We start from the raw sequence: 13,317 nt of genomic DNA, 5'->3' as shown, positions 1-13,317 counted from the left end.
CGGCGCCCTACCAGCCGAAGCGGCGCAGGCCGTCCTCGAGGACCTCGACGATCTTCTCGCCGGTGAGGAACGAGTCGGGGGTCGAGCGCCCGGTGATGAACGGGAAGTCGACGATCACTGAGGTCTCCTTGCCGAAGTTGCCGACGAAGGCCCCGTCCGGGCCGGCGGCGTCGCGCAGGATGTACTCCAGCGGGTACGGCGGCGGGCCCATCACGAAGTCGGTGCCGAGGAAGCCGGTGCCGTCCTTGTAGTCGTACTCCTTGCAGTGGCCGGTCACCCGCTTGCCCCACAGGATGCTGCGACGGTCCTCCCAGTCCCGGGCGAAGGCGAGCGCGGCGACGCCGTAGCACTCGGCGGCCACCGGCTTCTCGGCCCGGACGAAGGCGAGGATCAGCTCGTGCAGCCGCTCGTTGTTGGCCAGGTCCACCAGCGGGCCGCTGCCGCCGACGATCAGCAGCGCGTCGTACTGCTCGAGCTCCTCGGCCACCGTCGCCACGGCCCGGTGGTAGCGCTCGAGCCGGCGCAGGTAGTCGGGATCCGAGGTGTAGGGCCGCTCGGGCATCCAGGCCTGCAGGTTCAGCGGGTTGGTCAGCCGGTCGGACTCGTCCAGCACGCGGGTGCGCTCGGCCACCTCCTGGGTGGTGACGCTGCGGCCGAGCGGCGGGTCGATGTAGCCGGGGTCCATGCTCGGCGGCAGGGCGCGCGGCTGCTTGCCGGTCGGGGTGACGAACACGGACTCGTAGCCGCGGGCGTCGAAGGCCGCGAGCGGGCCGACCAGCTCCTCCCCCCAGTATCCGTATTCGGACAGGACCACCAGTACGCGGACGGCGTTCTTGCGGGGCATCAGGTTGCTCCTTAAGGCGTCGAGTTCACGAGAGCGGGCGAACCGCTCGTTCGAACTCTCGCCGATCACGCGCGGAGCGTCGAGACGCCGGGGCCAGGAACGGGGGAGAACGTCACATGCTCGATGAAACTTGATAACATCGTTCGATTTCGTGCTGGTGGCACGTACTCTGCCGTACTTTGGAAAGCACGGCCGCGAACTTGACGTAGTACCGCCGAAGCCGCCTCGATCGCCGGAAGTCGGCCGCGCCGACTCTAGGCTTCACGTCAGAACTGTTCTACGACAAGGCGGTAGAGAAATGAGTGGCGAAGCCGGGTTCGGCAGCGACAGCACCGCGCGGGACGTCGTGCGCGGCCGGGATCTGAGCCGTCTGTCCGTGGTCGTGACGGGAGCCACCTCGGGGCTCGGCGAGGAGACCGCCCGGGCCCTGGCCTCGGCCGGCGCCAGGGTGCTCGTCACCGGCCGCTCCCCGGAGGCCGGGCCGCGGCTGCTCGCGGCGCTGCGCGTGTCGGCCGGTCCGGACGCGGGCGAGATCGAGTACGACCATCTCGACCTCTCCAGCCTGCGCTCGGTCCGCGAGTTCGCCGAGCGCCGCAAGGCCGCCGGCGTCCCCATCAGCACACTGATCGCGAACGCGGGAGTGATGGCCACGCCGCTCACCCGCACCGAGGACGGCTTCGAGATGCAGTTCGGAGTCAACCACCTGGGCCACTTCGCGCTGACCGAGCAGCTGCTCCCGCTGCTGCGCGCGGCCGACGAGGCGCGTGTGGTGGTGCTCTCCTCGCGGGCGCACCGCCGCGGCGACATCGACTTCGACGACCCGAACTACCAGCACCGCGAGTACGAGCCGTGGGAGTCCTACGGCCAGTCCAAGACGGCGAACGCCCTGCACGCGGTCGGGCTGAGCGCGCACTACGGCGACGACGGCATCACCGCGTTCTCGGTCATGCCCGGCGCGATCATGTCCGGCCTGCAGCGGCACATGCCCGCCGACCAGCTGCGCGACTGGGGTTGGGCGGACCAGCAGGGAAACCGGCTCACCCCGCCCGGCTGGAAGAGCATCGAGCAGGGCGCGGCCACCAGCGTCTGGGCGGCGCTCGCGCCGGAACTGGCCGGCCGCGGCGGCAGCTACCTCGACGACTGCGCCGTCGCGCAGCCGTGGACCGAGCCCGGCACGGTGCCCAACGGCTACGTGATGCCCTACGCGATCGACCCGGAGCGGGCCGAGCGGCTGTGGAAGCTGTCCGCGGAACTCGTCGGCTGATTCACCGCACCGCGCGCAGCCGCCCCGACGGATTTCGTCCTGACGGACGACCGCCGGGGCGGCGTCTGCGCGATTGAAGTATTCTGATGACTTCGAACCCTGATGATTGGATTTCCGGCTCCGGGACCCGGATCGCGGTGTATTGACGAAACCACCGGCCCGACCTGACGCTTTCCGGATCAATCAGCCTCCTCGCATTGGCGCCGCATTGACCGGCTGCCACGCTGAGTTCCGAGGCACTTTCGCCGAATAGACACTCCGCGGTCTCGAACGGAGACGATGCGGAAGGAAAGGGTTTTCCATGAGCAGCACGGCGCTGTATCTCGGCCGGGACTGGAAGCTCGAGCACGACAAGACGGCCAGGGTCAAGGACGCGGAACTCAAGTACACCGTCGTCGGGCAGGGCGAGCCGGTCCTGCTCATCCACTGCACCTCCATCGCCGACGGACTGGTCACCCCGCTGGTCCGCTTCTCCCCGGAACTGCTGGAGAAGTACCAGTTCATCAGCTACTACCGGGCCGGCTACAACGGCAGCACCCTGGAGAAGGACGGCCTGACCATCGAGGAGATGGCGGACCACGCGGCCGAACTGCTCGACCACCTCGGCATCGCCAAGGTCCACCTGGTCGCCTACTCCTTCGGCGGCGTGATCGGCTTCCAGTTCCTGCGGGCGCACGCCGACCGGGTGCACTCCGCGGCGCTGCTCGAGCCGTACCTGCCCCGCGAGGAGGAGGCCGCGGTCAAGGTGAACAACGACGCCGCCATCGCCGCCTTCGGCCGCTACCAGGCCGGCGAGCGGCTGACCGCGCAGACCTCGTACATGACCGCGGTGTGCGGCCCGGACTACCTCTCCGCGGTCGAGCTGACCTGCCCGCTGGACGTGTGGCAGCGGGTCGAGGAGGTCGCCGACATCACCTTCGGCGTCGACTTCTCCTCGCTCGGCGGCTGGGACTTCACCATGGCGAAGGCCGCGGAGCTGATCCCGGACAAGCCGGCCATGCCGATCCTCAGCGTGCTGGGCCAGCACAGCGAGACGCACATGCCCGGCTTCCGCGAGGTCCACAGCTTCCTGCTCGACTTCTTCCCGCAGGCCGAGCGGGCCGGCGTGCTCGGCGCGGGCCACGGCCTGCAGCTGCAGAACCCGAAGGCGGTCGGCGAGATCCTCGGGGACTTCTTCGCCAAGCACCCGATGGCCTGACCGCCGCGGCACCGAAACCGACGCATCATCGAATCCCGAAGGGCTATCCATGGTTGACACCTCAGACCTGTCGGTCGACGTCTTCGTCGCCGGCGAGGACAACTTCCACGTCACCTCCGCGCTGATCCTGGGCCGGCGCGAAGCGATCGTCGTGGACGCGCAGCTGACGCTGTCCGCCGGCCGCCGGCTGGCCGCCCGGATCCTCGACTCCGGGCGAACGCTGACCGCGATCGTGGTCACCCACAAGCACCCCGACCACTACTACGGCGCCCCGGCCCTGCTCGAGGCCTTCCCGGAGGCGCGCGTGGTCGCGGCGCCGGTGGTGGCCCGGGGCATAGCCTCCTCGCAGGGCAACTTCGACGGCTGGACCGAGCCGTTCGGCAACGACGTGCCGACGATCCCGACGCTCCCGGTGGAGCAGGCCGAGGACCTGGAGCTCGAAGGCCACCGCATCGCCCTGGTCACCCTCGCGCAGGGGGACACCGCCGACACCACGCTGGTGCACATCCCCGCGCTGCGCACGGTGATCGCCGGCGACCTGCTGTACAACGGCGCCCACCTGGGACTGGTGGAGACCGACGTCAAGGCGCGCAAGCTGTGGCTCGACTCGCTCGACGCCGTCTCCGCCCTCGCCCCCGAGCGGATCGTGGCCGGACACCAGGGCCCGAACGCGATCGAAGACGCGGCCGCGCTGATCGCGTTCAACCGCGCCTACCTCGAGGACTTCGACGCGGCGCTGTCCACCGCCTCCGGCCCGCAGGACGTGATCGCGGCCATCGAGGCGAAGTACCCGGACCTCGCGCTGCTCGGGATGCTGCAGTACAGCGCGAGCGTCCAGTTCCCCGCAAGGGCCTGACTCCGGTTCCGCAGTCCCGGCCCCGCGCCGGAAAGGACAGAGAGGACCACGCCAGTGGTCGACATAGCCGACGGCATCGCCCCGCGCCTCGCGGGGTCCGACGCCGACACCCGGACAGCTCTCGAGGCGCTCACCGTCCGCCCCGGCGACGAGCGCTACGCCGAACTCACCGTCGGGCACAACGCGCGCTTCACCGCCAACCCGGACGAGATCCGCCTCGTGCGCTCCACCGCGCAGGTGGTCGAGGCGGTGCAGGAGGCGGTGCGCGCCGGCAAGCGCCTGTCCGTCGTCTCCGGCGGACACTGCTTCGCCGACTTCGTCTTCAACTCCGAAGTGCGCACCATCATCGACGTCTCAGGGCTCGATCAGATCGAGTACGACCCGGCCCGCCGCGCCTTCTCGGTGGGCTCGGGCGCCCGCATGCTCAACATGTACGAGACGCTCTTCCGCAACTGGGGCGTCGCGCTGCCCGCCGGCCTGTGCTACTCGGTCGGCATCGGCGGACACGCCCTCGGCGGCGGATACGGCTTCCTCTCCCGGCAGCACGGTGTGGTCGCCGACTACATCGAGGCCGTCGAAGTGGTCGTGGTGGACCCGGACGGCACCGCCCGCGCGGTGGTCGCCGGCCGGGATCCGCAGGACCCGAACCACGACCTGTGGTGGGCCCACACCGGCGCCGGCGGCGGCAACTTCGGCGTGGTCACCCGGTTCTGGTTCCGCGCCCCCGGCGCGACCGGGCACGAGCCGGGCGAGCAGCTGATCAACCCGCCGAAGAACGTCCTGCTCAACGCGTGCGCCATCCCCTGGGCCCAGCTCGACCGCGAGCAGTTCGGCCGCCTCGTGTCGAACTACCAGCGCTGGCACGAGCAGCACCGTTCGCCGCAGGACCCGAAGACGGCGCTGTGCGGCTTCCTGCTGCTCAACCACGTGTCCGCGGGCGTGATCAACCTGATCACGCAGGTGGACGCCGCGGTCGATGGCGCCCGGGAGCTCTACGCGCAGTACATGGCCGCGATGCTCGAGGGCGTGCGTGCGGACACCGTCCCCGCGGACAACCCAAGCTTCGAGTACCCGCCGCTGCCGGAGCTGTTCACCGCGCGCGAGCTGCCCTGGCTGCGCGCCGTGAAGATCCTGGCGACCAGTCAGCCGCCGCTGAACAACCCGACCCAGCGCAACTGCCTGAAGTCGGCCTACCTCAAGTCCGGCTACACGGCCGAGCAGATCGGGATCATCCACCGCTACCTGACCTCGCCGGAGCTGGAGAACCCGACCGCGGTGTTCGCCATGGTCGGTTTCGGCGGCGGTCAGATCGCGGCGCCCGCCCCGGACGCCACGGCCAACGCCCACCGGGAGCACATCTTCCTGAACCTGTTCCAGGTGCTGTGGCCCGGCAAGGACGGCGACGCGGCGAACCTGGCCTGGACGCGCGGGCTCTACGGCGAGCTGTTCGCGGAGACCGGCGGCTACCCGGTTCCCGGCGAGCAGTACGACGGCTGCTACGTGAACACGCCCGACATGGACATCGTCGACCCGGAATACAACCGGTCCGGCGTGCCCTGGCACACCTTCTACTTCAAGGACAACTACCCGAGGCTCCAGCGGGTCAAGGCCCGCTGGGACCCGCTGAACGTCTTCCGCCACTCGCAGTCGGTCACAGCGCCCTGATCTCAGGCGCCGGACCGCGACCGAGGCAGCCCGCCGGCCAAAGCGCCGCGCGGGCTGTCCGGCCGGAACGGCCCGTACGCATCCACGCGAAAGGAGAACCCGACATGGACATCGCGATCGGCCTGCCCACCACCGTGGCCCAGGTCGGCGGCCCGGACCTGCTGGCCTACGCCCGCCGCGCCGAGCTGCGCGGCTTCGCCGCGCTCGCCGCGCTCGACCGGCTCAGCGCGGAGAGCTTCGAACCGCTCGCCACCCTCGCCGCGGCCTCGGCCGTCACCTCGCGGATCGGCCTGCTGACCTACGTGCTGCTGCCCGCGCTGCGCGGCGACGGACGGCAGCTGGCCCGGCAGGCGGCCACCGTGCAGAAGATCTCCGGCGGCCGGCTCTCGCTCGGCGTCGGACTCGGCGGCAACCCCGGCGACTACGAGCTGGTCGGCCTGAGCGCCGCCGGGCGCGGCCGCCGGCTCGACACCGTCCTCGGCACCATGCGCGGCGTGTGGGCCGGGGAGGCGGACGAGAAGGGCCGCACCGTCTCGGGCCGGCTGCCCGTCGGCGCCCCCGAGATCCTCATCGGCGGCCACACCCCGGCCGCCTTCGCCCGGGCGGCACGGCTCGGCGCCGGCTGGGTCGGCGGCGACGCGCTGCCCGAGGGCTTCACCGCGTCGGCCGAGCAGGTGCGCTCGGCCTGGGCCGCGGCCGGGCGGGAGGGCGCGCCGGTGTTCAAGTTCGCGCAGTACTTCGCGCTCGGCCCGGACGCCGCGCGGCAGGCCGAGGACTACCTGCGCGCGCACTACCGGCACTTCCCGGCCGACTACGTCGACTACGCCGTCTCCCTGGCCATCACGGACGAGGAGACGCTGCGCAAGCGCGCGGCGGACTTCGCGGACGCCGGTTGCGGACAGCTCGTGCTGTTCCCCACCAGCGCCGACCCGGCGCAGATCGACCTGGCCGCCGAGGCCCTGCGCGAAGCGGGTGTCGGGCTTCGCTGACCCCTGCCGTACCCCGGGCCGCGGCTCAGCTCCACGAGCCGCGGCCCACCCGTCCCCGCGGGCCGGGACCCCACCCGCGCCTCCCGCGTACCGACTAGACAAGAGAGAACCGTCATGTCCAATCTCTCCGCTCCCCCCTACGCGGCCCGCTGGAGCCCGCGCCTGTGGGGAATGCTCGCTGTGCTCTGCGCGGCCATGTTCCTCGACGCGATGGACGTCTCCATGGTCGGCGTCGCGCTCCCCTCGATCCGTACCGAACTGCACCTGAACACCTCCACGCTGCAGTGGGTGGTGAGCGGATACGTGCTCGGATACGGCGGATTCCTCATGCTCGGCGGCCGCTGCGCCGACCTGCTCGGCCGGCGCCGCGTGTTCCTGGTCGCGCTCGGCGTCTTCGCCGTCGCCTCCCTGGTCGGCGCCGTGGCCACGGCCGGCTCGCTGCTCGTGGTCAGCCGGGTGGTCAAGGGCGTGACGGCCGGATTCACCGCCCCGGCCGGGCTCTCCATCATCACCACCTCCTTCGCCGAGGGGCCGCAGCGCAACCGCGCCTTCAGCATCTACACCACCTGCGCCGCCGCGGGCTTCTCGCTCGGGCTGGTGCTCAGCGGCCTGCTGACCGAGTTGAGCTGGCGCTGGACCTTCCTGTTCCCCGCGCCGATCGCGCTGATCGCGCTCGTGGCCGGCTACATGCTGGTGCCGCGGGACGCCTCGGACGCGCGTCCCGCGCGGCGCGGCTTCGACGCGGCCGGCGCGATCACCGTCACGGCCGGGCTGCTGCTGGTGGTCTACGCGGTCAGCGACGCCCCGAACGCGGGCTGGGCCTCGACCCGGACGATCGGCTCGCTGGTCGCCGCCGCTGCGCTGCTGGCCGCCTTCATCGTGATCGAGCTGAAGGTCGCGAATCCGTTGCTGCGCCTGGGACTGCTGCGCTCGCCGGCGTTGGCCGCGGGCAACATCGCGGGCTTCATCTTCATGGGCACCTACACCGGATATCAGTTCATCGCGACGCTCTACCTGCAGTCCGTGCTGGGCTGGTCGGCGCTGGAGATGGCCTTCGCCTTCCTCCCCGCGGGCGTCCTGGTCGCGCTCTGCTCCACCCGGATCGGCCGGCTGATGGGCCGGTTCGGCCCGGCGAAGCTCTCCGTCCTCGGCTTCGTGCTGCTCGCGGGCTGCTACGCGAACCTGCTGCGGATGGGTGAGCACGACAGCTATGCGGGCTTGGTGCTGCCCTCGGTGGCCCTGGTCGGTCTGAGCTTCGCGCTCGTGTTCCCGTCGCTGACCGTGCAGGCCACCAACGGCGTGGCGGCGCAGGAGCAGGGCATGGCCTCGGGACTGGTCAACGCCTCGTTCCAGATCGGCGGCGCGGTGCTGCTGGCGGCGGTCTCGGCGGTGGTCTCCGCGGAGAGCGGCGCCGGCTCGAGCGCGTCCGCGCAGTTGCGCGGCTACCGCCCGGGCCTGGCCGTCGACCTCGGTATCGCCCTCGTCGGCCTGCTGATCGCGCTGACGGTGGCCGTGCTCGAGCGTCGCCCGCGGGCGACGCAGGCGACGGTCGGAGCAGAGGCCGACGCGTCGGCCGCGGAGCCGGCTCCGGTGGCCGGGACGTGAGCGGCGTTCGCCCGCCCGCTGTGTGAAAGAGCCTGTCCCCACTGCCTTCCGGCAGTGGGGACAGGCTCTTTCTTCGGGTCGTCGAGCGCGGGCGGCGCCGCCGGGTCAGCGGGCCTCGGGGCCGATGATCCAGTGCTGACGCCCGGTCAGCGAGAAGGTGTAGCGCGGGTCGAGCAGCGCCGCGCGGGCGGCTTCCACCGACTCCGAGTACTCCGGCGAGCGCACGGCCGCGACCAGCTGCTCCACATCGTCGAACCAGAGCTGCTCGACGCTGTCGAACGAGGACTCGCCGAAGACGTAGGCGCCGTCGTTCACGTGGTTGTGCTGGTAGCGCCGCAGACCGGGCAGCTTGGCCACGGCCGGGGCGTACTCCTGCAGGGAGCGCTCCCGGTACTCGGCCAGCGCCAGCCCGGGCTTGCGCTTGTGCAGCACGGTCCACACGACCTGGTCGGTGCGCGCGGCGGCGGCCGGCAGGATCTCGTGGGCGGTGGTGTCGAGCACCAGGGTGAGCCAGAACGCGGCCCACTTCGGCTCGTCCAGCCGCGCGCCCTGCAGGAACTCCTCGGTCTGCAGCGACGCCAGCTGCTCCTCCCCGTTCGCGAGCCAGATCTCGGCGATGCCCTGGTGCGGCAGCTGCGGTTCGCCGAGCTCCACCGGGTTCGCCACCCGGGTGTCGATCAGGTACTTGCGGATCTGCGGAATGCGGGAGGCGTACTGCACGGCGTGCACCGTGCGCCAGTACTCCTGGAACGCCTCGGCGCTCAGCCCGGGCTTCGGCGCGGCCAGAATGAACTGATGGATCATGGGGTTCTCCTTCTCTCGTCGAGACTGCTCGGTCTGTTCGGTCTGCTCGGTCTGTTCGGTCTGTTCGGCTCTGGAACGAATCTGTTCCCGGCAAGGGGAACCCGCCGCGGGCGGCGGCCCGCGGCGGAAGGGGCGGATCCGGATCCGGACCCTGTAGAGCCCTTATTCAGCGCGCGTGGTCCTCGGCGATGAACTCGGCCGCGCGCTCGGCGATCATCACCGTCGTGGCGTGCGTGTGGCCGGAGGGCATGCTCGGCATCACCGAGGCGTCGACCACGCGCAGCCCTTCGGCGCCGCGCACCCGCAGCCGCAGGTCCACCACCGCGTCGCCGTCCACCCCCATCCGGCAGGTGCTGCTGTAGTGGTGGAAGGACCCTGTGTTGCGGCGCACCCACTCGCGCAGCCCGCCGCTGCCCACGAGACCCGGTCCGGGGCTGGCCTCGACCAGGCCCCAGCCCTTCGCCAGCGGCGCCTGCGCGAGCACCTCGCGGCCGAGTTCGGCGATCCGCACGGCCAGGTCCAGATCTCCCGGCTCGCGGTAGTAGGCCGGGTCCACGGCCGGCGCGGCCGTCGCGTCGGTGGACACCGCGTGCACCGAACCGCGCGAGAGCGGGCGCACGACGGCACCGAGCAGCAGCACTACGTGCGGGTCGATGTACGCGGGCTCGGTCACGTTGATGGCGCCGCCACCGGTGTTCTTCCACTCGATCAGGGTCTTGAGCAGCGTGTCCCCCCACGGGGCCCGGGGCAGGAACCACAGCTCCATGTCGGGCGCGGGCAGACCCGGTGCGGAATTCCAGAACAGCACCGGCTCGTTCGCCGTTCCGACGTTCGGCCCGGGCCGGTCCATGTAGCCGCTCGGACCGATCACCAAGGGCTGGGTCTGGAAGGCCTCGCCCACGCCGGGCAGGTCGAGCACCGTGGGCACGCCGAGCCGCGCCAGCTGGTCCGCGGCGCCCACTCCGGAGAGCTCCAGCAGCTTCGGCGACTCGATCGCACCGGCGCTCAGGATCACCTCGGTGTCCGCGGCGACCTGGTGCACCGCCCCGTCGCGCAGGTATTCGACGCCGACGCAGCGCTTGCCCTCGAACAGCAGCCGGGATGCCGTCGCCCGGTCGAGCACGGTGAGATTCGGCCGCGAGCGCACCGGATCGAAGTAGCCGGCCCGCACCGTGTGCCGCATGCCGTTCTTGATGTTCTGCCGGTGCCAGCCGACGCCGCTCTCCCCGGTGTTGTAGTCGGAGAAGCGCGGGTAGCCGAGCTCGACGCAGGCGTCGATGAAGGCCTGGGAGAGCGGGTTTCCGGCCTGGCCGGCGTCCAGGCTGGGCAGCGGGCCCCCGCCGGACTCCACGATGCCCTCGAAGTAGGGCCGCACGTCCTGCGCCGACCAGCCGGCCGCGCCCTGGTACGCCCAGGCGTCGAAGTCGGCGTCCCAGGCCTGCATGTGGATCAGGTGGTTGATGGTGGAGGAGCCGCCGAGCACCTTGCCGGCGGCGAGGTAGACCCGGTCCTGGTAGGTCTCGGCCTGCGGCACGGAGAGGTAGGCCCAGTCGCCCGAGCTCAGCGAAACCTGGGCCCAGCGCTCGGGATCGCGGTGGACGTCGGTGTACTCGTCCGGGCCGGCCTCGAGCACCAGCACGCGGGCCTGATCGTCCGCGGACAGGCGGTTGGCCAGCACCAGCCCGGCCGCGCCGCCGCCCACGATCACGAAATCGTAGTGGTCGCTCATGTGTGTACCCTTCTGGACGTCGGTGGGAGCACTAGGCGCCGTGCGTGCCGCGGATGAGCGCGGCGGCCCTCTCCGCGATCGCGACGGTGGCCGCGTTGGTGTTGCCGCTCGGCAGCGACGGCATGACCGAGGCGTCGACCACCCGCAACCCGCGCACACCGTGGACGGCGAGGTCGAACCCGACCACGGCCGGCTCGTCCGCGGCGTCCGGGTCGGCCCCCATCCGGGCGGTGCCCACCGGGTGCCACACCGTGGACGCGTAGCGGCGGACGTAGTCCTCGAGCCCGGCCCTGGCGACGACGCCGGTCCCGGGCGCGAGCTCCGGGCCACGGAAGCCGTCGAGCTCGGGCCGGGCGATCAGCTCCCGGGCCAGCTCCAGGCCGCGCACCAGCACGGCGAGATCCTGCTCGGCCGAGAGATACCGCGGATCGACGATCGGGTCGGCGAAGGGGTCGGCGCTCGCGATCCGCACCTCGCCGCGGCTGGCCGGGTGCAGCAGCACCGGAGCCAGGGTGAAGCCCGGACCGTCCGCCCGGTACGCGTCCGGCACGAACTGGACCGGACCGAAGAAGAACTGCAGATCCGGCGGGCCGCCCGCGTCGCCGATCCCGCTGCGCAGGAAGAGCCCTGCCTCCGCCAGCAGCTCGGAATCGGGCAGGGCACGCGTGCTGCCGTAGCCGACTCCGAACAAAAGGTGGTCCTGCAGGCCTTGGCCCACGCCGGGCAGGTCGGCGAGCACGGGCAAGCCCAACTCTCGCAGTTGCTCGGCCGGCCCGACTCCGGAACGGGCGAGCAGCCCCGGCGTGGCGAGGGCGCCGCAGCACACCAGGATCTCTCGCCGCGCTCTGGTCCGGCGCAGTATCCGCGACTCCGCCCGGCCCGGCTCGTGCGCGTACTCGACCTCGGCTGCGCGGTCCGCCTCGAAGAGCAGCCGGGTGGCCCGCGCCGCCGTGCGCACGCTCAGATTCGGCCGGCCGGAGGCCGGGGCGAGGTAGCCGGACGCGGCGCTCGAACGCTGCACCCCGCCCGGCTCCCGCGCGGACTGGTAGTAGAAGCCGGATCCGGGATCCGGCTTCGTGTTGTGATCCGCGACCACGCCGCCGGCCGAGGGCCACCCGGCGACCGCGCGGATGAAGGCGGTGGAGACCTCCGCCGGGGCTTGGAGTCCGACCACGCCCAACGGGCCCTTCAGGCCGCGCGCGTCCCCGGCGGGTCCGGCTCCGGCCCGAACCGGTACGGCCCCGGGCCGGTAGGTCTCGGCGCGCTGGAAGTAGGGCAGCAGATCCGGGTACGACCAGCCCTCCTTGCCCTGCGGGTCCCAGTCCGCGTAGTCGAGCGGGTGGCCCCACACGTGGAGCAGGGCATTGATGGAACTGCCGCCGCCCAGCACCCGGCCCTGGGGGATGTCGATCTCCCGGCCGAGCAGCCCGGGCTGGGGCACGCTCCGGTGCACCCGGGAGACCGCCGGGTCGCCCCACAGGGAGAGCACCGACCCCAGACGCGCGTCCCGGAGCGTGGGCAGCGTGTCCGCGGGGCCGTCCTCCAGCAGCAGCACCGTGACGTCCGGGTCCTCGGACAGCCGGGCGGCCAGGACGCACCCGGCCGTCCCGCCGCCGACGACCACGTAGTCGAATTCCTCCGTGCTCACCGTCATCTCGCTCTCCCCTCCCTCTTCACTACCGGACCAGCCCGGTCTCCTCGAAGGCGGGCAGGAGGTCGGCCACCAGGTACTCCAGGTAGGTGCGGCCCCACATCGTGCGCCACAGCGGGAAGTTGCCGTCGAAGGCCTCTTCGCGCCACTCGGCGAGCTTGATCTCCAGACCCCAGACCAGCGGGTCGAAGTCGGCCTCGGCGAAGGGCAGGCCCAGCGCCGCGGCCTGCTCGAGCACCTCGGACTTGGGCAGCGGGCTCAGCCGCTCGAGGAGATCGGGGCGGGTGCTCAGCAGCCGGATGAAGGCGATGACGTTGTCCGCGCCGCCGGCCGTGCCCGTCGTCGCGTTCCCGCTCATCGCGCCTCCTCGGCCACGACCGCCTGCGAGGACTCGAGCTCGGCCCGGGTGAAACGGCTGATCACCGCCTCGGCCACGTACTCCAGATGCGGGCGGCCCCACATCCGCCGCCACAGCGAACTGGCCTCGTCCACGCTCTCACCGTCCTTTTCCAGGATGACGCCGATCTCCAGCGGGCCGACGACCGCCGCGAGTTCCTCGGCGGTGAAGTCGAAGCCGTCGTGCTTGGCATGGAAGACCAGCTGGGTCAGATCACGCCGGTTGTACCGGTCCATCAGGACCCGGTCTCCGGATGCCGCGATCAGGAATCTCAGTGCTTGGATCTCGGACATGTCAGCGCCGGACCTCGTTTCC

12 protein-coding genes are annotated in these 13,317 nt (G+C 71.5%); 6 read left to right on the top strand and 6 right to left on the bottom strand.

Features of this window, described 5'->3' with window-relative positions; genetic code table 11:
- Window positions 1-7: 7 nt before the first annotated feature.
- Window positions 8-844 carry a type 1 glutamine amidotransferase domain-containing protein gene (locus ACTRO_RS18805; protein ID WP_034264749.1) on the bottom strand — a complete coding sequence of 279 codons (837 nt, stop codon included), beginning with the start codon at window positions 842-844 and terminating at the stop codon, window positions 8-10.
- A gap of 298 nt (window positions 845-1,142) precedes the next feature.
- Between ACTRO_RS18805 and ACTRO_RS18800 the strand changes: the two genes are divergently transcribed.
- The 6 genes from ACTRO_RS18800 (at window position 1,143) to ACTRO_RS18775 (ending at window position 8,421) form a co-directional block, all read left to right on the top strand.
- Window positions 1,143-2,108, top strand: coding sequence for an SDR family NAD(P)-dependent oxidoreductase (locus ACTRO_RS18800; protein ID WP_034264746.1), 966 nt, complete (start codon window positions 1,143-1,145; stop codon window positions 2,106-2,108).
- A 301-nt stretch (window positions 2,109-2,409) separates the two neighbouring features.
- Entirely contained in the window at window positions 2,410-3,306 is an 897-nt protein-coding gene (locus ACTRO_RS18795; RefSeq protein WP_211244331.1) for an alpha/beta fold hydrolase, read from the top strand.
- A 49-nt stretch (window positions 3,307-3,355) separates the two neighbouring features.
- Window positions 3,356-4,162 carry an MBL fold metallo-hydrolase gene (locus tag ACTRO_RS18790; protein ID WP_051451042.1) on the top strand — a complete coding sequence of 269 codons (807 nt, stop codon included), beginning with the start codon at window positions 3,356-3,358 and terminating at the stop codon, window positions 4,160-4,162.
- Window positions 4,163-4,216: 54 nt separating this feature from the next.
- Window positions 4,217-5,827: an FAD-binding oxidoreductase gene (locus tag ACTRO_RS18785; protein ID WP_051451041.1), complete on the top strand. Its 1,611-nt coding sequence runs from the start codon at window positions 4,217-4,219 to the stop codon at window positions 5,825-5,827.
- 104 nt (window positions 5,828-5,931) lie between these two features.
- Window positions 5,932-6,816, top strand: coding sequence for an LLM class flavin-dependent oxidoreductase (locus tag ACTRO_RS18780; RefSeq protein WP_034264742.1), 885 nt, complete (start codon window positions 5,932-5,934; stop codon window positions 6,814-6,816).
- Between the two features lie 114 nt (window positions 6,817-6,930).
- Entirely contained in the window at window positions 6,931-8,421 is a 1,491-nt protein-coding gene (locus ACTRO_RS18775) for an MFS transporter (RefSeq protein ID WP_034264739.1), read from the top strand.
- 105 nt (window positions 8,422-8,526) lie between these two features.
- Here the strand turns inward: ACTRO_RS18775 and ACTRO_RS18770 are convergent, their stop codons facing one another.
- From ACTRO_RS18770 to ACTRO_RS18750, 5 genes are all read right to left on the bottom strand, one after another.
- Complete coding sequence (locus tag ACTRO_RS18770) at window positions 8,527-9,225, bottom strand: EthD domain-containing protein (RefSeq protein WP_034264735.1); 699 nt, start codon at window positions 9,223-9,225, stop codon at window positions 8,527-8,529.
- 166 nt (window positions 9,226-9,391) lie between these two features.
- Window positions 9,392-10,954 carry a GMC family oxidoreductase gene (locus ACTRO_RS18765; protein WP_034264731.1) on the bottom strand — a complete coding sequence of 521 codons (1,563 nt, stop codon included), beginning with the start codon at window positions 10,952-10,954 and terminating at the stop codon, window positions 9,392-9,394.
- A gap of 31 nt (window positions 10,955-10,985) precedes the next feature.
- Window positions 10,986-12,608 carry a GMC family oxidoreductase gene (locus ACTRO_RS18760; RefSeq protein ID WP_034264728.1) on the bottom strand — a complete coding sequence of 541 codons (1,623 nt, stop codon included), beginning with the start codon at window positions 12,606-12,608 and terminating at the stop codon, window positions 10,986-10,988.
- Between the two features lie 22 nt (window positions 12,609-12,630).
- The gene (locus tag ACTRO_RS18755; RefSeq protein WP_051451040.1) at window positions 12,631-12,963 is read right to left on the bottom strand and encodes a hypothetical protein; all 333 of its coding nucleotides are present in this window, start codon (window positions 12,961-12,963) and stop codon (window positions 12,631-12,633) included.
- The gene (locus tag ACTRO_RS18750; protein ID WP_034264726.1) at window positions 12,960-13,295 is read right to left on the bottom strand and encodes a Nif11 family protein; all 336 of its coding nucleotides are present in this window, start codon (window positions 13,293-13,295) and stop codon (window positions 12,960-12,962) included. The genes ACTRO_RS18755 and ACTRO_RS18750 overlap by 4 nt, the downstream gene beginning before the upstream one ends.
- Between the last annotated feature and the right edge of the window lie 22 nt (window positions 13,296-13,317).

The organism is Actinospica robiniae DSM 44927, from assembly GCF_000504285.1.
Taxonomy (GTDB): Bacteria; Actinomycetota; Actinomycetes; order Streptomycetales; family Catenulisporaceae; genus Actinospica; species Actinospica robiniae.
This window is presented reverse-complemented; position numbering and strand designations above follow the sequence as displayed.

Coding starts and splice junctions, on each gene's coding strand:
- ACTRO_RS18750 (WP_034264726.1), bottom strand. CDS start 13,295: ATGTCCGAGATCCAAGCACTGAGATTCCTGATCGCGGCATCCGGAGAC.
- ACTRO_RS18760 (WP_034264728.1), bottom strand. CDS start 12,608: ATGACGGTGAGCACGGAGGAATTCGACTACGTGGTCGTCGGCGGCGGG.
- ACTRO_RS18780 (WP_034264742.1), top strand. CDS start 5,932: ATGGACATCGCGATCGGCCTGCCCACCACCGTGGCCCAGGTCGGCGGC.
- ACTRO_RS18775 (WP_034264739.1), top strand. CDS start 6,931: ATGTCCAATCTCTCCGCTCCCCCCTACGCGGCCCGCTGGAGCCCGCGC.
- ACTRO_RS18755 (WP_051451040.1), bottom strand. CDS start 12,963: ATGAGCGGGAACGCGACGACGGGCACGGCCGGCGGCGCGGACAACGTC.
- ACTRO_RS18790 (WP_051451042.1), top strand. CDS start 3,356: ATGGTTGACACCTCAGACCTGTCGGTCGACGTCTTCGTCGCCGGCGAG.
- ACTRO_RS18770 (WP_034264735.1), bottom strand. CDS start 9,225: ATGATCCATCAGTTCATTCTGGCCGCGCCGAAGCCCGGGCTGAGCGCC.
- ACTRO_RS18765 (WP_034264731.1), bottom strand. CDS start 10,954: ATGAGCGACCACTACGATTTCGTGATCGTGGGCGGCGGCGCGGCCGGG.
- ACTRO_RS18795 (WP_211244331.1), top strand. CDS start 2,410: ATGAGCAGCACGGCGCTGTATCTCGGCCGGGACTGGAAGCTCGAGCAC.
- ACTRO_RS18805 (WP_034264749.1), bottom strand. CDS start 844: ATGCCCCGCAAGAACGCCGTCCGCGTACTGGTGGTCCTGTCCGAATAC.
- ACTRO_RS18800 (WP_034264746.1), top strand. CDS start 1,143: ATGAGTGGCGAAGCCGGGTTCGGCAGCGACAGCACCGCGCGGGACGTC.